The following is a 21,251-nucleotide window of genomic DNA, read 5'->3' as shown; positions in this document are numbered from 1 at the left end:
GATAGCTAATAATGCAGAAAGTACCAACAGCAAGATATGAATTATTCCCATCCAATTATCTTCCTTAATCCTGTTTCACTAAGTATGCATGAGAATCAAAAAAACACCTCTTACTCAGTTAAAAGTAGCTGGCCCACAAGAAACAAGAGAACACTTTTTATACAAATAACAACCTATAACTCTTTAATTCCCAAGCAATTTAGGGATATTTGCCCGAAGACTAAGATCTTTCTTGATAATCCCGACACCTACACAGATGATCAACTAAACTGTCTTAAAAAATGGATTTGTTAGATGCTACCAGTAAGCCAGCTTTTATCTGCAGAGATCTCCCCCGCCGATCAAGATACATTATGGCGTACCATCACTGACTATTACTGTCATGATGAAACATCTCTATGCGATCAACTGCTGGAAGTCACACCAAACTCTTCTAAAGCAAAATCTAAGGCAACCGATTGGGTCAACACAATTCGTAATCTAGATAGTCCACTGTTTTCAGTGAACACGCTCATGTCAGAATTCGGATTAGAAAGTGATGAAGGCATTGCTTTACTTGCCCTAGCTGAAGCGCTGTTACGGATACCTGATACAGAGACTGCTCAAGCACTTATTTACGATAAACTGGATTCTCTTGCACTCGAGCCCGCAAAGTTCTTAAAAGCGCATTCCACTTTCCTTGAAAACGGCACCTTTTGGGGCATAGCCCTAAGTCAAAAGCTTATAAGCAAAGAACATTCTGCGGATAGTATTTTAAACAATGTTTGGCAACGCTTAGGTAACTCAGTCGTACACCAAGCCCTTGCAATTGCAGTATCCCAAATAGGTAAGCAATTTGTATTTGCTGAAGATATAAATACCGCCCTAGAACTCAGATGTGATTACAATCAAAAAACGTTCTTCTCATTTGACATGTTGGGTGAAGCCGCTGTTTGTGATCAAGATGCTCAAACCTATTTTGAAGCTTATCTAGAAGCCATTCAGACCGCTGGCCAAGAAAATCCAGAGGGCAATACCAGCATCTCAATCAAACTCTCTGCCTTACACCCTCGTCTTGAAAATAGCCATTTTGACCAATTACAAAAGCAGTTGATGCATAAGTTATTCCAGCTCCTTGTTACCGCACGCAACCTTGATGTTGCCATAACAATCGATGCTGAGGAGTCTGAACGCTTAGAAATTACTCTATTAATTTTCGAACAACTGCTACGAAGTGAACTGTGTCTTGGCTGGGGTAAGTTGGGATTAGCTGTTCAAGCCTATAGTAAACGCGCTTTACCGACACTTAGGTGGCTTTCGCTCATTGCTTCTGATTGTGAAACACCAATCCCCATCAGATTAGTTAAAGGTGCTTATTGGGACAGCGAAATAAAACACAGCCAACAAAATGGTCTCACGAGCTACCCGGTGTTCACCCACAAAGCCGCAACGGATCTCTCCTACCTGACCTGTGCTAAGTTTCTTTTATCCCATCAATCTGGATTATTAAGTCCGCAGTTTGCGACTCACAATGCACTTACTATTGCTCAGATAATAGAGATTCCTACAGAGAAAACATTCGAATTTCAGCGCTTACATGGCATGGCCGATCCTCTCTATCAACAAGTTCTATCAGAAACGGATCATAACTGTCGGATTTATGCCCCTGTTGGCAATCAGAACAACCTACTGCCCTACTTAGTTAGGCGTTTACTGGAAAATGGTGCTAATTCCTCATTTGTTTTCCAGTTACACGATCCTAATGTCAGTACTGAGGAAATAGTCGAATCACCGCTGAAAAGTATGCAGAGCACCTCTTACGAGCTACCTCTACCCAGCCAGGTTTTCGAAAAACAAAGAGAAAATTCGGCAGGTGAGCCCTTGGGGAGCTTAGATTGCTGGCAACAGTGGCGAAGCATTATTGAGTATTACGGACAAAAGAAATGGTACTGCCAACCAATCATCGCCGGTGAGGTTACGGATGGTCTTAATCTACAACCTGTCCATGCTAATTATCGTTTAGATAAAATTGTTGGCTATCAAAGTACCGTAGATAAAACCCAGATAAAACAAGCTATTAGCATCGCTGAACAGTTCTTTCCAGAATGGCGCGATCAGGATGTCTCCGTGCGATGCAAAATCTTAATGAATTACGCACGTTTACTTGAACAAAATAAAGCTGAGTTGGTTTCCCTCTGTATCCTAGAAACAGGTAAAACGCTACAAGACGCTTTAGCCGAAGTAAGGGAAGCTATCGACTTTTGTTTCTATTACGCTGCGCTTGCTGAAAAACAACTATTGCCTCAGCACCTTCCATCCGTAACAGGTGAAGAAAACACGCTGCACTACCAAGGGCATGGAGTGTTCCTTTGCATTAGCCCTTGGAATTTCCCATTGGCCATTTTTACCGGTCAGATCGCTGCAGCACTCGTTTGCGGGAATACAGTACTGGCCAAACCATCATCAAATAGTGGATTAACGGCATTTAAAGCCACCGAACTATGGTACGCAGCTGGCTTACCTGAATATTGTTTACAATTGATACCTTATGCTGGCGCTGAACATTCTGAAGCCTTGCTAACTGATTCACGCATTGCCGGTGTTACGTTTACAGGATCAACTCAAGCAGCCAGCACAATTAACAAACAATTAGCCAATCGCCATGATGGCTCTATTATTCCCTTTGTCGCAGAAACTGGCGGTTTAAATGCCATGATCGCTGATAGTAGCGCCCTGATTGAACAGGTAGTGCTAGATGCCATTCATTCTGCGTTTAACAGTGCGGGGCAAAGATGCTCTGCATTACGCGTTTTGTACGTACAGGAAGAGATCGCTGAGGTAATCGAGGAGAAACTCATCGGGGCCATGCAAACCCTAAAAATTGGTAGCCCCGAAGAGTTGGCAACTGACTTAGGTCCGGTCATTAATCAAAATTCCATGCAAAGGCTCTATGAACATATTGAACGGTGCCGTTTACAAGATAAATTGCTGTTTGAACTAGAACTTTCAGACCAACACAACCAAGGCTGTTTTGTACCGCCTACTCTAATCCGGCTAAACTCCATGGATGAACTAACGGGAGAAGTTTTCGGCCCAATTCTGCACATTATTCGCTACCAGAAACATAACTTGGAAAGGGTTATTTATGACATTAATCGTAGCGGATTTGGTCTGACGCTCGGTGTTCATTCCAGAAACGATCTCTTTATAGAGCAAATAACCACACAAGCCCTAGTAGGCAACATCTATATTAATCGTGATCAAATCGGGGCTATCGTTGGTAGCCAGCCCTTTGGCGGTATGGGATTATCAGGAACAGGCCCTAAAGCTGGGGGGCCAAACTACTTAAAACGTTTCGTATGTGAAAAAACCATTACACGGAACACAACCGCATCCGGGGGGAATAGAACACTTTTAAGTAAAAAGCTCTAAAAAAGCTACTTTAGATCAGTACTTAAGGAACCAAAAGGTTCCCCTACCCCCTTCTAAAGGAGTACACTGCATTCAACCTTCAGCTTAATTTCTTAATTAAGCAGATCATTATTTATATGCTGGATGCTATGGCTACTCAAACTAGCGAAGCTTCAATAGATATTCCTCTACTTGAAGTTATTCGTGAAAGCATGATGGATGCTGTTTATTTGATCGACCCCGAAAGCTCAAACATTATTTGGGTAAACAGGGCTGGTTATGAAGATCTACAAATGGAGCAAAAGGAAGTTTTGCACCATTCGGTCCTCTCGTTACAAAAAGATGTTCATTGCCATGAGCACTGGTTAAAAATAGCCGATGTTATCCGCCAAAATAAGAAATTCACTTTTATCGGTAGCCATATCCGAAAAGACGGTACCGAACTCCCTGTCGAAGTAAACACTTCCCTCATTGAACACCAAGGTAAAGAGTATTTTCTCTCCGTAGCACGAGATATCAGTGCACGACGTGCTATAGAAGCAGAAACTCAAGAGCGCTCAGAACAGATATGGTTTGCAGTAAATGCTTGCACAGATGGACTCTGGGACTGGGAGATCAGCAGTGATCACGTTTATTTTAGCCCTCAGCTAAAAAAGATGCTGGGCTATGGTCCAGAAGAGATGCAACCGGTTGTTGATACTTGGAAAAACAATGTTCACCCTGAAGACTTACCCATGGTCTTACAGTCGTTAGAAGAACATATCCAAGGTAAAAGGGAGCGTTATGAAGCGACTTATCGTATGAGCAACCGTAATGGCCACTATATTTGGGTCCATGATTTAGGCTGCATATCTTTACGCTCCTCCTGTGGGAAGCCCATTAGGGTTACAGGTATGGTTAAAGATGTAACCGATTATAAGCAGCAAGAATTTAAGCTTCTTGAACTAGCTGCCTACGATGAACTGACCAAACTCCGCAACCGCCGAGAGTTTAAACGTATCTTCGATATACAGTTAGACTTTGCCGAGCGCCACCAAAACTCGTTAAGCCTCTGCTTATTTGATTTTGATTATTTCAAAGCCGTTAATGATCAATATGGTCACTTAGCTGGAGACTTTGTTTTAAAAGAAACCTCTCGCACTATAGCCAACAATATACGAAGTACCGACTTCTTATTCCGATGGGGAGGTGAAGAATTTGCACTGATCTTTGCTAATACCAGTCTGAATGAAGCTGAATCTCTGGCAGAGAAACTAAGGCAACTCATGTCACAACAAGTCTTAAACTATGCAAAACATAAGATAACAATCACAGGTAGTTTTGGTATAGCGTCTTATCCAGAACATGGTCAGAATCAATCAGAGCTATTTTTGGCAGCAGATTCGGCCCTTTACCAAGCTAAATCTAGGGGTAGGAACCTCGTCTGCTCACCACAATCAACAATTCCCCTTAAAAAAACCTAAACCTCTTCTACTACCTCAGCATCATGCTTCAGGCGATAGCAAGGTTGGTATTCTTTATAGTTAATTTTCATTCGTCTCTGTTCTACAAAAGAACCTAATAACTTGTCCATAGATGCCATAATTGCTGGTTCACCGCAGATTTCGAATGCACCAAACTCTTCAATTGCTCTAATTCCTGGTTCTTTAACATTACCCGCAACAATACCCGATAAGGCACAACGCAGATTAGCCGCTAACTCAAAATCGGTCTGATCTTTTATTAGCTTTAAGCTCGCCATATTTTCATGGTTGGGCTCGAAAGGCTGTTGGAAAGATTCCGGAATATGCATCTGCCAGTTGTAATGGAAAGATTCACTGGTCGCCTTACGATAGCGGGTTACCTGTTCTAATCCTTCACGCATCACTTCGGCTACTTCATGGGGGTCATCAACAATGATCTGATATTTGCTAGCAGCATCATCACCCAATGTAGAGCGGATAAAATTATCTACAGTTTCAAAATACTCTTCACTGCCTGCAGGTCCTGTTAACACAAGAGGGAACGGTAAGCTGTGATTTTTCTCATGAAGCAAAATGCCCAGGATATATAGAATCTCCTCCGCGGTACCTGCGCCGCCTGGGAAGACAACAATACCATGACCTAAACGAACAAAAGCTTCTAAACGCTTTTCAATATCCGGCATGATAATGAGTTCATTTACGATCGGATTTGGGCTTTCAGCCGCAATAATACCGGGTTCTGAAATACCGACGTAACGCCCCTCTTTTTGACGTTGTTTGGCGTGGGAGATCGTCGCCCCTTTCATCGGACCTTTCATCGCTCCTGGGCCACAGCCAGTACAGATATTAAGTCCACGTAGGCCCATTTCATAGCCTACTTTTTTGGTGTAATCGTACTCAATACGATTAATGGAATGACCACCCCAGCAGACAACAAGATCTGGTTTTACATGTGGACGAATCGCACCAGCATGGCGCAGAATATGAAAGACCATATTCGTGGTCGCTTCCGATTCAGTAAGGCCGGAGCAACGATGATCTAACTCTGTACCGACATAAAGTAAGTCACGTAAAACAGAGAATAGGTGTTCACGAATACCCGTGATAATCTCACCATTCACGAAGGCCGTGGCGGGCGCATTCACCAATTCAAGCTGAACACTTCGATGCTTTTGACTGATTTTGATATCAAATTTTGCATACTTATCCAAAACCAGCTTAGTACTATCTAATTCACTACCACTATTCAAAACCGCCAAAGAGCATTGGCGAAATAAGCGAAACAAACCACCCTGACTGGCATCCTGCAACTGGTCCACTTCATAAGGAGAAAGAGAATTAAGGCTTTCTAAGGGGGTAATACTGGTCGTAACGTATTGCTCTGTCATCATAATGACCACCTCCATGGATCGAGCTAAATAAATCCTGTTTAGCCGATCCCAAAATAACTTTTCGGCTGAACATCACTTTCGTTCTTCTGATTAAACGACGGCGACAATGTTCCTAGTCTTAAACGTCTGCTGTTAAGATTTTGTGAATACACGAATTAAAAAAGAGACTTAAAGATTGAGGTAAGATTCACAAACAGCAAATTTTTAGACAGCCGACAACTCAGTGAAGTTCCTTAAGAAACTATAGACAGCATCTGGCAAAAATCAAAAAATCCACTTATAAATCAATCAAATATTTCAAAGCTGCTTGATAATATCCGCCACAAATTCAGGCACTACTTCACTCGCGGGACCATAAATCCGGTGATCGAAAGCTGACTCTACCCTTGATGGTTCCAGATTCAGCTCCACTGTCAGTGCCGAAGACCTTCCCGCCACTTCAACAAACCCCGCAGCGGGATAAACATGGCCTGAAGTACCAATCGATATAAAAAGATCACAGTCCTCTAGGGCAGAATAGATCTCATCCATATACATGGGCATTTCACCAAACCAGACAATATCCGGTCTCAATGTGCCCGATAGATCACAACAGTCACAACGATCACTTGGTTCAGTTTGCCCCGTTTCTTTATAAACCTGACCAGAATCACTGCAACGCATCTTTAACAACTCACCATGCATATGTAACAAGTTCTGACTCCCCGCCCTCTCATGCAGGTTATCGATATTCTGTGTCACTAACATAAACTGTCCAGGAAACGCCTTTTCTAACTCAGCTAAAGCGATATGAGCGGCATTAGGTTTCACTGGTTCCGAAAGCAATTGCTCTCTACGTTGGTTATAAAAACGATGAACAAGCTGCGGATCACGCACAAAAGCTTCTGGGGTAGCAACATCCTCTACTTTATGGTCTTCCCACAAACCATCTTCAGCACGAAATGTTCTAATGCCGGATTCAGCGGATATTCCTGCACCGGTTAATACCACAATAGAATTAATTGCCATCTTTAAAATCCTTCAAAGCAAATTTGTCACTTGTCATTCAACTGGAACCTATGTATTACTAAGCTATCTTACATAGTAATAGCTGTGCTAATTCAGATTCAAATTTGTCTTAGCTTAGTATTCAGCAATTATCTGAGACTTCGTGGTGGATCATATTTCACAGTACGTCAGTTACAGAATAATCATTACGACTCTGAAACCTACAGAGCCTATCTCTAAGTCAGCAGTGTACTCTGCTGTGCTTGAAGTAGCTAAGCGCCTTCAAAGCTCTGGACGCTATCGGCCTCTCCATAACGAATTTAAAAAGCCCCAAACACACTCAATCTTTGATCAGTTCGAACTTTCTAATTTTTATAATTTCATTAGCTCACATCTTCCCTTCGGCTATATAAGGAACCGGCTATGACTGCCTCTAAACTCTATATACTCGACACCAACGTACTTCTTCATGATCCTAAGTGTCTGTATGAATTTAAAGAACAGGACATCACTATTCCGATGACTGTTTTAGAAGAGTTAGATGACATTAAGGACCGAAAGAAAAATGTATCTCAAGAAGCTAGGGCCGCAATACGGGCCATAGACGACATTCTTAGTCATGCTGATGATGCAGCGGCAATCACCAAAGGGGTCGATATATTTATCCCGATAACCGCTGCAAACAGTGAAAAGAAATTAGGCCAACTCAGTATCTTTCCCGATCATGAGTTAACAGCTCGCCAAGGTTTTTTGCCACAGAATTCCAATAAAGATAATCAGATCATAAACTGCGCACTTCATCTCCAAGCGACCAACCCTCACCGCGATATTATCTTAGTCACCAAAGATATTAATATGCGCTTAAAAGCCTTAGGTGCGGGGCTAAAACGGGTTGAAGATTATCGTACCGATCAGCTGGTTTCCGACATTGAGCTTCTACCCGCCGGGCATAGCAATATGGAAGGCAACTTTTGGGAGCGCGTCGACGATATTAAAAGCTACCAAGAAGGCAGCCACACTTATCATCAGTTTGCCCAATCGGTGCTACCTGAAACTTACCCTTGCGAATATATCTACGATGATTCTGAGGAGTTTGCCGCACGTGTATCTTCAGTCCGCGATGGTCAAATTACCTTAAGGGACTTAGGTGTCGATCGTTTAATGCAACAGAACTGCTGGGGCATTGAACCGATTAACGTATTCCAAGCATTTGCTATGGATGCAGTCCTAGACCCTGATCTGGATCTTGTCATTCTCAATGGTGCAGCAGGTTCTGGTAAAACATTGATAGCTCTAGCCTGCGCTTTAGAGATGGTGATTGAACAGCAGCGCTACAACAAAATCATTGTGACTCGCTCCACCCCGCCTGTTGCCGAAGACATTGGCTTTTTACCGGGTACTGAAGAGGAGAAAATGACCCCTTGGCTAAGTGCGATTCAAGATAACTTGGAGGCGATGCACGAGCACGATGAACGCCCACAAAGCAGCGTGAAATACGCAATTGAGAAAGCGAATATTCAATTTAAATCGCTAAACTTTATCCGCGGCCGCAGCATTCAAGAAGCAATTGTACTTTTAGATGAAGCGCAAAATCTCACTCCATCGCAGCTAAAAACCATCGTAACCCGTTGCGGTAAGGGCTCGAAAATCATCTGTTTGGGTAACCTCGCGCAGATTGACTCAAATTATCTAACACCACTCACTTCCGGCTTAACCTATCTAGTCGAACGCTTTAAAGATTACGAAGGGGCTGCGAATGTCCATCTAGAAGGTATATTCCGCTCAAGACTGGCTGAATATGCTGAAGAACATCTCTAATTCCATCAACAAACTCGCTCTTTAGGCCTTCCTGCATACGCTGATTCATGTGGGAAGGCTTAAAAAGCAGATAAGAACTACTGTTTAACTTTTAATCTACATTAGAATCCTTATAATTAGCTGTCTGTGATTTTTAACCTCTTTTCATTTTTTAGTGGTGCTAAAGATCACATATTGTTTTAATCCTCCCCGGATATATAACCGGGTAAGCCATTTCTTACCCGGTATTTTTTTCAGAAAACGACTTCAAAATAACGTATCGCCTAATGCTTTCCTTCTTACAGCGCTGCCTTAGCTCACTACTAATTGGATTGGTAAATATCTACCGATACCTTATCAGCCCTGTTATAGGCCCTCGTTGTCGTTTTCATCCAACCTGCTCAAGCTACATGATTGAGGCGATTAAACTCCACGGGCCTTTTAAAGGCGTATGGCTAGGCTTAAAACGACTTAGCAAATGCCACCCGTACAACGACGGCGGTTATGACCCTGTACCCATGCCTAAAAACTGCTGTGACCATCACACCGAGCAAGATTCACCCTCCAGCAAATAACAGCTTTTTCTTATAAACCTACACAACAGCCCTATATTTTATTGTTGAATTTGAGCTTTTTGATTAGGTATCAGTAAGTTATTTCCTTTGACACCTTTCAGCGAAGCATCTATAGGGTTTAAGATAAGAATCTAACCCCTAGGAATAAGCTGGATATTATGTTCACACCGCTGTCAGTTATTCTGTACGTAACCGTTTACATGGGCATCCTATTTGCCATCGCTCAGCTGGTAGAAAAGAGGATTAAAAATAAGGGTGAGCAGAGTGCAGGAAATCCCTGGATTTATGCCCTCTCGCTAGCGGTTTACCATACCTCTTGGACCTTCTATGGCAGTGTTGGGTTTGCTTCAAATTCGGGGCTGCTCTTTTTCAGTATCTACGGAGGGGCATTAATTGGTATCTGTTTCTGGTGGTATTCGCTCAGACGGATGGTACAAGCCAAAGAAACCTTCCGCATTACCAGTATTGCCGACTTTATATCCACCCGTTATAACCGCTCTCAGAAAATCGCAGCCCTCGTTACTATCATCGCTTTAATCGGCATAGTGCCTTATATATCCCTCCAGCTAAAAGCGATTATCAGCTCTTTCTCAATCATTACCGATACCCCACAGACAGGCTCAGCATTTGATCTATCGGGATGGATGGTGACCATATTTATGATCTGTTTCACCATTATTTTTGGTGTCAGACGTTTAGATCCAACTGAACGCCATCAAGGTATGATCGCAGCGCTAGTCGCAGAATGTATCGTTAAGATTATTGCTTTTATTGCTGTTGGTTTCTTTGTAACGTACACGCTGTTTGATGGCTTTGGCGATATATATAGCCGCATACAAACCGCTGGTTTAGAGCACCTAGTAAGCCTGAACCATGGCGAAAATAGCGGTGTAATGTGGATCACTCTTCTGATCTTAAGCTTCGCAGCGATTCATACGCTTCCTCGCCAGTTCCACGTTTCAGTGGTTGAGAACTCTAATAAAAACCATATTAAAACCGCTATGTGGCTCTTCCCTGCTTATATGATAGGTATCAATATCTTTGTCGTACCTATCGCAGCAGCTGGATTATTAATGGGGATGCCCGCCGAAAACGCAGACTTCTTCGTACTTCTTTTGCCGCAACAAGCCGGCAGTGAAAGCCTGACAATCTTAGCCTTTATAGGTGGTTTTTCTGCAGCGACGGGCATGATCATCATCACAACGATGACGCTTTCAACCATGGCATCTAACCATCTTATTTTGCCGACCTTAGAAAGAATCCCAGCGCTACAACCGTTACGTAGCTACCTTCTTCAGCTTCGCTGGGTGATGGTGTCTTTGATTCTTCTGGGCAGCCTCTGGTTTGCCAAAGAGTTTGCAGATTCCTACATTCTTGCAGCTATCGGCCTTCTCTCTTTCGTGGCAGTTCTGCAGTTTGCGCCAGCTTTGTTTGGTGGCATGTTCTGGAAGAAAGGTAATAGCCTTGGCGCCTTCTTAGGGCTACTCACCGGTTTTATTATCTGGACCTACTGCCTACTTATTCCAACCTTCATCAAACATGGTTGGTTTACGGAGGCACTGTTAGTTCAAGGGCCATGGAATATTACTGCGCTGCGCCCAGAAGCTTTGTTTGGCTTAGACGGGCTACACCCTGTGAGCCATGCAGTGTTCTGGTCACTTATTTTTAATATTGGCAGCTACATTATTGGATCGATAATCTTCAGTCCAAATAAAAGCGAAAGGAATCTAACCACTGAATTTATCAGTGCGATGAACGCCTCCCATTCTCGTCGAGCAAGGCCAACGGGATTAGATGCTTATATCTCGCTTCAACCTAAACTTGAAGAGGCGCATAGTTTACTTTCAAACTATCTCCATGAAGATAAAGCCGAGAAAGAGGTCCGTACTATCGCTGAAGACCTTCAGGTTATTGATAAGCTGCAAATTACCATTATTGAGCTGGTAGAGTTCCATCGTATGGTAGAGCACGTCCTAGCCGGTTCTATAGGCGCTGCAAGTGCCCATAAAGCAATAGAGAATACAATCCGCTATAACAGTCGCGAAGAAGCAGACCTTAAAGCGCTCTATAGCCATATAGTTACAGAGCTACAGTCCACCGAGAAAGAAAACGCTTCAGGTAGCGATGACAGTCACTCCGGTTATGGCTTAATCGAGGACCTACAGACCCAGATTGATGACTTGGAAGATCAGCTCGCAACGCAGCAAAAAACAATCAGTAACATGGAAGTGAAACTAGAAGCACGCTATGAAGAGATCTTTAAATATCGACTCGAAGCTCAAAAGTCTAAACAGGATAATGCGCAATTAAGAAACGAGCTTAAGAAGATACAAAGAGATAGATCAGACGGTGGTTACTCTTCTGAAGCTGAGCAGTCCGAGTAAAGCTACAAACTAGAAAAGAAGATAGATAAAAAAGAGCCTGATAAATCAGGCTCTTTTTGTAGAAGGAGAAAAGAGAAGCTTACGCTTGCTCTTCTTTGTGAAGATGTACATCCATCTGAGGGAAAGGAATGCTAATACCTTCCTCGTCAAAACGTAGTTTCACAGTTTCTGTTGTATCCCATAGTACTGCCCAGTAATCAGAAGATTTAACCCAAGGGCGAACAACAAAGTTCACGCTGCTATCAGCTAGTTCAGATACAGCAACAACTGGTGCAGGATCTTTCAAAATACGCTCATCTGCAGCAATGATCTCGTTCAGGATCTCTTTTGCTTTACGCAGATCATCGTCGTAACCAATGCCAAATACCATGTCTACACGACGTGTATCGCGCGCTGAGAAGTTTGTGATTACACCGCTGTAAATTGCACCATTAGGAACGATTACTTCGCGGTTATCGCCAGTCCGCATGATTGTGTTGAAGATCTGAATATGTTCAACAACACCTGCAACACCCGCCGCTTCTACGAAGTCGCCTTCACGGAATGGTTTAAAGATGACAAGCATTACGCCTGCCGCAAAATTCTTCAGGGAATCCTGTAGAGATAGACCGATCGCTAGACCAGCAGCACCCAATAGTGCGATTAGCGATGTTGTGTCAACACCTAGCTGGTTTAGAGAGGCCACAATTACGAAGAGTAGTAACGCTACACTCGCAATTGAGGAGATAAAGTTGACCAACATATCTTCTACTTTGGCTTTGCGTAGCACACGCTCAAGCAGTTTGATTACCTGCTTAACGACCCAACGACCAATGAAGAAAATAGCCAGTGCAAGCGCAATATCCACAATCCATGGAAATACGTAAGCATCAAAGAAGTTATCCATTAAGGTTCCCCTGAGAAAGATCTTAAAAAAAGTGAACGAATTTAATCAAAACGAATCTGAACAACAGCCAAACAGGCTGCTGAGGCTGTCTCGCTTCTGGGTATTCTGCACCATTTATTCTAAATTAGAAAAATGAAATCAGAATAACCCCAAAAACAACCTGTTAAGCAACCAGTTTAATCCGTACAATATGCCAAATTCTAGCGTTCAAACAAATGTATCAATGAAAAAGTTATTACTGACTTCTCTCCTACTATTTTCGGTATCTGCACAAGCAGAAAAAGGTCATATTGCAGACGATGCAATGGTCTACGTACATAACGGCCCAAGTAATGAGTATCGAATCATTACTCGTATCAAAAGTGGCTCCCCTGTCACTATCTTAAAACGAGACCCTAAAACTAAATACGCTCAGATCCGTATGCCTCAAGGCCGTATCGGTTGGGTAGAACCTTCTGCGATTGATTCTGGCGATAGCATGTCAGTACGCTTGCCTAAGCTTCAAAGCAGCTTAGAGAAAAGCCAAACAACAGTGACAGAGCAAGCTCAACAGATCGAAATGCTTCAGCAAGAATCTGCTGCGCTCAAGAAAGACAATCAAACGCTGACTGCAGAAGTTGAACAGTTAAAAGCATCAATTAAAGATCTGAACTTTAAGATCGAATCAAGCGATGAGAGCAATCTGATGCGCTGGTTTACCCACGGCGGCCTAGTAGCGCTAGGTGGTGTATTCCTCGGCTTGATCCTTCCTTACTTCCCTAAACGTAAAAAGCGTAAGGATGAGTGGTTCTGATCACTTCAGCTCATACAAAAAAACCGGAGTTAGAACTCCGGTTTTTTTATATAAATTCAAAAGCTAGAAAAACAGCTAAAACCAGCCTCATTCAGGCATCTCATTCTGATCAGTTTCTGGGTTATAAAGGCCCATCGTTGGATGTGATGGTAACGGGCATTGCTTAGCCAGATCTGGGAATGCTAGAGATTCATCATTTTCCAACATAGTAAGAAAGTGATCATATTTACGTGCTAGCTTTTCATCCTTTATATAGCCATAATCCCCATCCCTAAACACCTGTAAAACTTTCAACATACTTCCTTCAATACCCATACTTGCTGCAACCTGCGTAAAGTAGAGCATTTTAGGGTAGTTTCTCTGGACATCTGCCAATATCCCTAGCGCGCGCAGACTCTGCATGTCCCTGCGAGAGGGCACAACGATGGTATAACTCCCCCATACGATCATCATTTCTAGGATAAAGGTAAATTTCACCTAAACGATGCTGTGCGTGAGGGCTTCCTGTTTGCGCTGCGCGATGCAAGTAGGCCCAGGCAGCTTCTTTATCTTGCTCAACGCCCAAGCCTTTCTCAGCCATAGCGGCGAGGTTGTAGTAGCCTTGGGGGATATTTTGATCCGCTAAATACTGATACCACTTAAATGCCTTAGAGTAACTTCGCGGACCACCCAAGCCTTTGATATGACGATAGGCTAAACGAGACGCAGCTTTCCAGTGCCCTTGTTCCGCCAGATATTGGTACTGATTATTCAGGTTTTCCCAATCGCCTGCTTTACCCTGTTTTTCTTGTGATCTAATTTCTTGATAGCGAGATTCAAGTTCTGGATCTAAGGGTGGAAGATTGTCTTGTTCTTTAACACAGGTAAATTCAGGTTGATTCTCTGGAGGGGGTAACTGGCTCATTTTTTTGGGCTTTCCTTGGCTAGGGTCAGAACAAGCAGCCAAAAAAAGACATAAACAAACCAGCGTTACTCCTTTTATAACCTCCATGTTTATCTATTCTTAACCTTCGGGCATCTCATTTTGATCCGTTTCCGGGTTATAAAGACCCATTGTAGGATGCGGAGGGAGCGGACAAAGTTTTGGTAGTTCAGGAAACGTAAGCGAGTCATCATATTCTAACTGATTGAGAAACCGCTCATAGGTAGCTGCATGTTCAAGATTTTTCTCATAACCGTAATCACCATCACGGAATACCCCATCTAATTTCACCATGCTAGTTGGCAATCCCATGCTAGCCGCAAGTTGAGTGTAATACATAGCTTTAGGGTAGTTTTCCATTACCAAGTGTATTCTCCCTAGCGCGCGCGCAGACTCTGCATGACCTTGGGAGAGTGCACAACGATGGTATAACTCCCCCATACGATCATCATTTCTAGGATAAAGGTAGATCTCGCCTAATCGATGCTGTGCGTGAGGACTACCCGTTTGTGCCGCACGGTGAAGGTAGGCCCAAGCTTTCTCTTTGTCTTGGTCAACACCTAAGCCTTTCTCGGCCATAGCGGCTAGGTTGTAGTAGCCTTGTGGGATATTTCGCTCCGCCAGATTCTGATACCAATTAAACGCTTTAGCGTAACTTCGCGGACCACCCAAGCCTTTGATATGACGATAGGCTAAACGAGACGCAGCTTTCCAGTGCCCTTGTTCCGCCAGATATTGGTACTGATTATTGAGATTTTCCCAATCACCTTCTTTGCCCTGTTTCTCTTGTGATCTAATTTCTTGATAGCGAGTTTCAAGCTCTGGGTCTAAGGGTGGTAAATTATCGGCCTCTTTAACACAGGTAAATTCAGGTTGATTCTCAGGAGGGGGTAACTGGCTCATTTTTTTTTGCTTTCCTTGGCTAGGGTCAGAACAAGCGCTGACTAAAATTAACACTAAAAAGTATTTAACTATCCGTGTACTAATCATTAGGTGCGGCAACCTCGCAATCAGGATCATAAAAATGTATTAAAAAACCCATTAAAGGCTCCCCTCTATATCTTCTTGCCCAGTTATCATCCATCAAGTCCTGCCAATACTGATAATTCAAGAATGAACTTCCCTTTACTTTATCAGCATGCTCCCCCCATAGGTGATTCCGAGCATGTTTTGCTAAAGCTGGCGTTGGCGTTGCGATTGCCAACTCAGTGTCTAGTTCCATACTGCGTTTATTTATATTACAGGACCCCAGAAGGAAATAGACATCATCTACCAATAAAAGCTTACTGTGAACATAGATTGGGGTATAGAGGGTTGGATAACCTTTCGGCTGATTTCTAGTACAGGATTCAAGCGTTGCGATATGGACATTTAGGCCATCGTTATTTTGAAGTTCAAATGCTTGCTGTGGATTATCAACATCTAGTTCGTCAACAACCTCCTTTTCTCTTTCTTTCTCACGAAGTTTAGCCGTTTCTGGATGCTTTTCTTTCAATTCTGTCAATGCAGATTCAGTTATTTTAATCGCTCTTTCATAATTCTCATATGACGGTGTGCCGGAAAAGAATGCATTCTGTTCTTGCTGAAACCATCGAATTTCATCTTCCATTTCTTTAATAGTTTTCAGCTCATTTAATTGCAGCCTGGGTAGACGTTCATGATGCCCCAGCGCCTTAAACATCTTGTAGGTGTTGACGCCCTCGCCGTCTGAGTTGGGTTTATTTGTCACCACAAACCAATAAAGGTCTTTTGCGCCTTTGGCTTTACGTTTAGCTGCCAACTCGATCAGCTGATCGGCAAAGGGTTTATAACGGAAATATTGATTTTCGGAATAGACATAATCCGTCACATTATTTAACGAGTTTTCATAGGAACGTAAAATAGATTTGTCTTGGTCGACATGTTCGGTACGAATAATTTGCGCCATGTTGCACTTAAATGTCGAGCGACTGTCTAACTGCTTCGGCTCCCAGTTATTTGAAATAAAAGCCTCTTTGGTTACGTTGTCTCGAGATGAACCAATATTGCTACCTTTGTTCGCCCATTTATCCCAAGGGATTTCTTTATCCCACGCTCTAGAGAAATTATGATTCAAATCAACTAACACGGGACCTCGAACACGTGTAGAAATATCCTGCCAAGGTCTAAAACCTTTATAACGATTCTTGGGCTCAAAATGATGTTTGTCATCATCAAAGTAATTCTTTTGCATGTTATGGCCCATCACAAAACCTAGCGCTACTTTAGGTTTTAAATAGTCAATCAAAACCATTTTTTGATGATGGGTGGCAAAATACTTTCCAAGTTGTTTTTGGAAAAAACCCTCGAACGAATCCTCCGACCCTTCCGTCATATCCATCACAGAAGAAAAGTTTTTTATAGCTCGTGTAGTAAACCAAAGCTTGCTGTTTCTCAACCAGCTATTAGCATACTTTCGATACCAAGCCTCGTTATATATTCGATCTTCCCATTGTAAATAAGGAGTACCGTCGTGTTCGGTGTAAGCTTGGTTGTACAAAGTTTCGAATGCTTGATGCTTATCCTCCATCAAGGCTCTTGTTTGATCATTTGGTGAATCTCGCCATTTTTTTGCAGCTTCTTGGTAACGCTTAAACGCATTTTCTAGTTTGGCTTCATGTTTAGAGACGACACTTTCCTCTCTAAAGTTATGGTCGATCTGACGAAAATACTTACCCACCCCATTATCGTAATTACCTGACAATCGATCATAATCAGGGAGACTTTCATCCTTAAAACCAAAAAACCAATCAGCTGTATGGGAATACCAAATTAGTACCCTTACCTCTACCCCCTCTTCCGCTTTCTTCTCCAGCAGCTCCCCGAAACGATATTTTCCATTAGGGCCAGAAAGCCTTAATGAAGGATCAAAGCCCCAGCAAATAATATCTACAGTGTTAGTAGCTTTTAAAATAGCTTGTTCTAATGCTGTGAAGGCTTCTTGGCCATTGATAAGCGGAGTAATTTCGACGCCGTAGCGTGCCTCATAAATTACATTTTCATCCTTCTCAGGTAGTAATTGCCACTTTGCTGTCGTTGTATTTATTGGAGCATCCAAACAAAGGGCTTGCTCTGTAAGATTATCGCAGTTACTAGACATCACTCTCCTCCTTGAGAACCCCTGTTACCTCTTTGCCCTGATGTGCTTGAGCCAGTGCAATTTGATGTTCTTCCGCAGAGCCTTGAGGACTCACGGGAGCATCACCTGGTTCTGCTTCTTTGCGATATCCTTGCCGTTGAATTTTCTCTAATTCACCTTGCAAGCCTTCACTGGTTTTTTCTTGTACGTTTAAAGCAAAACGATGGCCATTTACCCATTCAACTTCGTATTTACCTGTGCCAGGGATGTGTTCAACCGTAATAAACCCGCGTTTATCAGTAAGCCCCTCCTGAATTAAAGCCCCATCCCTATAAAGCTTATAGGGCTCTTCTGGATAACCTAGTCCACCTGGAACAGGAGAAAGGCGAATATGCACCTTAGATAGATCTTGTTCTGATTCCAAAAGCTCCGTAACACCCGGTTGATGCACAGGCGCGATCGTGGCTGTAAGCGTTGGTTTATTTAATGGTTGTGGTGGTTTTGGGGTGGAACGTTTACCACTACCCCCGCCCCCCATATTTAGGGTGACTTGTGGGCCTTTAAAAGTTACACCGCCGGGATTTATCGTAACTAAGCTGCCACCCGCTTTGAACGAGATCTCTACCCCCGCTTCTAGGGCGTGTTTTACGCCAGTAGTGAAATGCAGCTCTTCACCCGCATCGGTATATTGACTCTTGGCGACTTTAAGTTGGTGGTCCTGACCTATGATCAGGTGCATATCGCCATTTACGCGTCGGCTATACCGTTGTTGAGTTTTGACATGTTCATCACCTTTGATATGGCGATATTCGTTACTCTCAACGATTTTGTGGTGTTCGTTACCTACCCACTCTTTATGATCGTTTCGGGTTACTTGCTCCATATCTTTTTCTGCATGGGTAAAGATCTGCTCTTCACCCTTTTTGTCTTCGATACGGATCTCATTAAAACCATCTCCGCCCTTGGTGGAGTTGGTTTTAATCGTGCTCTTGGTTTTGTTATCGGGCAGCGGATAAGGTGAACGGTTTAAACCGTGATACAAACGGCCAGTCACTATAGGACGGTCGGGATTACCTTCTAGGAAATCGATCAGTACCTCTTCGCCAATACGGGGAATAAACATACTGCCACGTTGATTACCGGCAAATAGCTGGCTCACTCGCATCCAGCAGGAGCTGTGCTCGTCTCGTTGACCGATGCGATCCCAGTGAAACTGTACTTTGATCTGACCGTGCTGATCGGTATAGATCTCTTCACCTTCAGGGCCACACACAATCGCGGTTTGGCAGCCGTGAACAATGGGTACAGCCATGGTGATAGGTGCACGGTAAGGTACATCAAATGGAATCGCCTTAATTCTATTGCTGTAGGAAGAGCCTTCTGTCGTCGCACCTTGCTCTAACACTTGAGGTTGCGCGCATTTATGCTCTATCTGAGTAATATAATACTCAGCATTAAGCTCATCTCTTTCGTGCTCATCTAAGGTGAAACTGAAACCTGGAATTAGACGATTAACATCACTCTCAGCAACCGCTATCTTTCTTTCTGCATTAATGGATTGCAAAAGCACTTGGGCATACTGATCGCCAATATCAGTCGTTTGGAATCGTCCCGGATAGGTATAAACCTCCAACATCTCATCCAATTCTGCTTGCTTGTAGGATTCCAGCTTCAACTTTGGCCGTGTGAAATCGTAGTCTCTAATCTGGCTTCTGCCTGACACGACCTCCTCAGTGTAATCAAAGCGAAAGATATGCTGTTCCCGTAATGCACCTTGAGCATCATGGAAATAAGGGATTACCGCTTCATTTGGAATAGGTAGATGAGACGCCGAGCTATCGCTAAAGATAATGCGATGCAGAGATTCTTCATGCTCAAAGTGGTAGTGAATACCCTCTTCTTCCAATAGACGCTGGATAAAATGAAGTTCAGTTTCATTGTACTGAACACAGTATTCACGCGCCGAATGAGGCTCTTGCAGCTTAAATTCAAACTCATCGCTAGAGAAACCAGCCTCTTCGAGTAGCGTGGTTACAATCTCTTGGGTAGATTGTTGCTGAAAGATTCGACAGCCTGATCGGAGGTTAAGCAGTTCGGTTTTAGGCTCTACTACAAAATGATAGGTCGATTGGCGTAGGTTAGTTTCTTCTAGCTCTGCTTCGGTGACGATACCGTGAATGTAACGGGTATAAGGCTCTCCGGCATTAGTCTGATCATGCAGGGTAATTAAACCGGTTTGACCTAACGTCGGTGTTAGCTCGATGTCAGGGTATTTAGAAACCACTTCCACTTCAAAACGAAAGCTTTGAGATAAAGTTTCTTTTCCTGACATTCTGACGAGGTGAAATTCATCACCCGCGCCATGCGCTTCAAAGAAAAAACGTTCTTCGTTTGATTTTAAAAACACTAAGACCTTCCTTGTCTTTCTTGGATCCAACTAAAGTTTGAACCCTTACAATAACAAAGCTTCCCAACATCCTTTGAAAAGCATTTACATACCATAAGCGAAGATATCAAAAAATTAGCTATAAACCCAATATAAGCACAACAAAAATGAAGTTTTATCTTGACATTAATTACAGCCCTGTAACTTTAAACGCAATAGCTGATTGGCCACTCAAAAACAACTTTCCCCATAGAAAAACCCATAAAAACCCTTTTAAATCAAATACATAAACTACTGTATACTTTTTAATCAAACCGTTAATCGCAAGGTTTTATCGACCTTTAACGAAGTTCGATAGGAGTTGTTTACAAGGTTATCCACAAAGATTGGGGACAAACCTTCCATCCCCCGAAATCACGCCTTTTTCAGCCAAATTTGTGCGGCGCAAAATAGTATTCACAACACATATTAATGATCTTAATGTCCTACAAAAAACCATACCTTCGCTCGTATAGCTCGCTTTAAGATGTTCCATAAAAAGAACCAATCGATTAGATAAACATATCTAATTGGGATCAATCAGCTGCCTCTGTTTCAATTAACACATCACTTAAACGGAGGAAGACAGATGAAACGTATTACTATTTTTGGTCGTGAAGGTTGCGGTTTTTGTTCCCGTGCAAAACAGATTTGTGAAATCAAACAGCTTGATTACCGTTATATCGATATCCACCAGGAAGGCATAAGCAAAGCAGATCTTGAGCAAACAGTGGGCAAACCAGTGACTACAGTGCCTCAAGTATTCTGCGGCCAAGAACATATTGGTGGTTTCACTGAGCTGGAAGCTTATTTAAACGCACAGGGGGTTTAAATTACTCCCTGATGCCCATATAACTGTTTAGGTATTAGGACAACGGCTAAGATTTTTTGCATATTAGCCGCTAAATAATGATAAGCCTGTTTATTGAGTTATACTGCTAGACAGTTGTACTGGTCTTTCACCAGTTAGGAGTGAGTTATGATGACATTTGCTACATTGGTTGCCATCGCAGCAGGCGTAGTTTTCTTGTATTCCTTAGGAAACAGTACGCCACGTGTACAACCTATTCGTATTGAGAATGAGCAACACCCACAGCATCCAGCGCGTCGTCGCCGTTAATCCATTACCGCTGTGATATAG

16 protein-coding genes are annotated in these 21,251 nt (G+C 42.9%); 8 read left to right on the top strand and 8 right to left on the bottom strand.

The window, feature by feature from the left end; all coding sequences use genetic code 11:
• Positions 1–294 precede the first annotated feature (294 nt).
• Both putA and ACMXYX_RS05765 read left to right on the top strand, forming a co-directional pair.
• Positions 295–3,411: a bifunctional proline dehydrogenase/L-glutamate gamma-semialdehyde dehydrogenase PutA gene (gene putA, locus ACMXYX_RS05770; RefSeq protein ID WP_415897886.1), complete on the top strand. Its 3,117-nt coding sequence runs from the start codon at positions 295–297 to the stop codon at positions 3,409–3,411.
• A gap of 128 nt (positions 3,412–3,539) precedes the next feature.
• Entirely contained in the window at positions 3,540–4,853 is a 1,314-nt protein-coding gene (locus tag ACMXYX_RS05765; RefSeq protein WP_415881698.1) for a diguanylate cyclase, read from the top strand.
• Here the strand turns inward: ACMXYX_RS05765 and ppnN are convergent.
• Both ppnN and cobB read right to left on the bottom strand, forming a co-directional pair.
• A complete protein-coding gene (ppnN, locus tag ACMXYX_RS05760; RefSeq protein ID WP_415897885.1) occupies positions 4,850–6,244 on the bottom strand; it encodes a nucleotide 5'-monophosphate nucleosidase PpnN in 1,395 nt (464 codons plus the stop codon). The genes ACMXYX_RS05765 and ppnN overlap by 4 nt on opposite strands.
• A gap of 297 nt (positions 6,245–6,541) precedes the next feature.
• Positions 6,542–7,252, bottom strand: coding sequence for a Sir2 family NAD+-dependent deacetylase (gene cobB / locus ACMXYX_RS05755; RefSeq protein WP_415881700.1), 711 nt, complete (start codon positions 7,250–7,252; stop codon positions 6,542–6,544).
• A 402-nt stretch (positions 7,253–7,654) separates the two neighbouring features.
• Between cobB and ACMXYX_RS05750 the strand changes: the two genes are divergently transcribed.
• The 3 genes from ACMXYX_RS05750 (at position 7,655) to ACMXYX_RS05740 (ending at position 11,987) form a co-directional block, all read left to right on the top strand.
• On the top strand, positions 7,655–9,049 hold the full coding sequence (locus ACMXYX_RS05750; RefSeq protein WP_415881701.1) for a PhoH family protein: 1,395 nt from the start codon (positions 7,655–7,657) through the stop codon (positions 9,047–9,049).
• 266 nt (positions 9,050–9,315) lie between these two features.
• Positions 9,316–9,603 (top strand): membrane protein insertion efficiency factor YidD, encoded by a 288-nt coding sequence (gene yidD, locus ACMXYX_RS05745; RefSeq protein ID WP_415881702.1) that lies wholly within the window; start codon positions 9,316–9,318, stop codon positions 9,601–9,603.
• 158 nt (positions 9,604–9,761) lie between these two features.
• Positions 9,762–11,987, top strand: a complete 2,226-nt coding sequence (locus tag ACMXYX_RS05740; RefSeq protein ID WP_415906627.1) for a hypothetical protein — start codon at positions 9,762–9,764, stop codon at positions 11,985–11,987.
• Positions 11,988–12,066: 79 nt separating this feature from the next.
• Here the strand turns inward: ACMXYX_RS05740 and ACMXYX_RS05735 are convergent, their stop codons facing one another.
• Positions 12,067–12,873: a mechanosensitive ion channel family protein gene (locus tag ACMXYX_RS05735; RefSeq protein ID WP_415906626.1), complete on the bottom strand. Its 807-nt coding sequence runs from the start codon at positions 12,871–12,873 to the stop codon at positions 12,067–12,069.
• A 223-nt stretch (positions 12,874–13,096) separates the two neighbouring features.
• Between ACMXYX_RS05735 and ACMXYX_RS05730 the strand changes: the two genes are divergently transcribed.
• Positions 13,097–13,666: a TIGR04211 family SH3 domain-containing protein gene (locus ACMXYX_RS05730; protein WP_415881705.1), complete on the top strand. Its 570-nt coding sequence runs from the start codon at positions 13,097–13,099 to the stop codon at positions 13,664–13,666.
• Between the two features lie 87 nt (positions 13,667–13,753).
• Here ACMXYX_RS05730 and ACMXYX_RS05725 read toward each other — a convergent pair whose 3' ends face one another.
• The 5 genes from ACMXYX_RS05725 to ACMXYX_RS05705 form a co-directional block, all read right to left on the bottom strand.
• Positions 13,754–14,011 (bottom strand): hypothetical protein, encoded by a 258-nt coding sequence (locus ACMXYX_RS05725; RefSeq protein ID WP_415906625.1) that lies wholly within the window; start codon positions 14,009–14,011, stop codon positions 13,754–13,756.
• A gap of 1 nt (position 14,012) precedes the next feature.
• The gene (locus tag ACMXYX_RS05720; RefSeq protein ID WP_415906624.1) at positions 14,013–14,570 is read right to left on the bottom strand and encodes a tetratricopeptide repeat protein; all 558 of its coding nucleotides are present in this window, start codon (positions 14,568–14,570) and stop codon (positions 14,013–14,015) included.
• Between the two features lie 99 nt (positions 14,571–14,669).
• Positions 14,670–15,491 carry a tetratricopeptide repeat protein gene (locus ACMXYX_RS05715; protein WP_415906623.1) on the bottom strand — a complete coding sequence of 274 codons (822 nt, stop codon included), beginning with the start codon at positions 15,489–15,491 and terminating at the stop codon, positions 14,670–14,672.
• Positions 15,492–15,570: 79 nt separating this feature from the next.
• On the bottom strand, positions 15,571–17,706 hold the full coding sequence (locus tag ACMXYX_RS05710) for a phospholipase D-like domain-containing protein (protein ID WP_415906622.1): 2,136 nt from the start codon (positions 17,704–17,706) through the stop codon (positions 15,571–15,573).
• Entirely contained in the window at positions 17,699–20,092 is a 2,394-nt protein-coding gene (locus ACMXYX_RS05705; protein WP_415906621.1) for a type VI secretion system Vgr family protein, read from the bottom strand. The genes ACMXYX_RS05710 and ACMXYX_RS05705 overlap by 8 nt, the downstream gene beginning before the upstream one ends.
• Positions 20,093–20,699: 607 nt before the next feature.
• On the opposite strand from ACMXYX_RS05705, the gene ACMXYX_RS05700 reads away from it, so the two are divergent.
• Complete coding sequence (locus tag ACMXYX_RS05700) at positions 20,700–20,942, top strand: GrxA family glutaredoxin (RefSeq protein ID WP_415881706.1); 243 nt, start codon at positions 20,700–20,702, stop codon at positions 20,940–20,942.
• Positions 20,943–21,089: 147 nt separating this feature from the next.
• The gene (locus tag ACMXYX_RS05695; RefSeq protein ID WP_415881707.1) at positions 21,090–21,230 is read left to right on the top strand and encodes a hypothetical protein; all 141 of its coding nucleotides are present in this window, start codon (positions 21,090–21,092) and stop codon (positions 21,228–21,230) included.
• The last annotated feature ends 21 nt before the right edge of the window (positions 21,231–21,251 follow it).

The organism is Neptuniibacter sp. QD72_48 (genome assembly GCF_047778065.1).
In the GTDB taxonomy this organism is placed as follows: Bacteria; Pseudomonadota; Gammaproteobacteria; order Pseudomonadales; family Balneatricaceae; genus Neptuniibacter.
The sequence above is the reverse complement of the archived record's forward strand: the minus strand, read 5'-3'. Positions and strand labels throughout refer to the sequence as shown.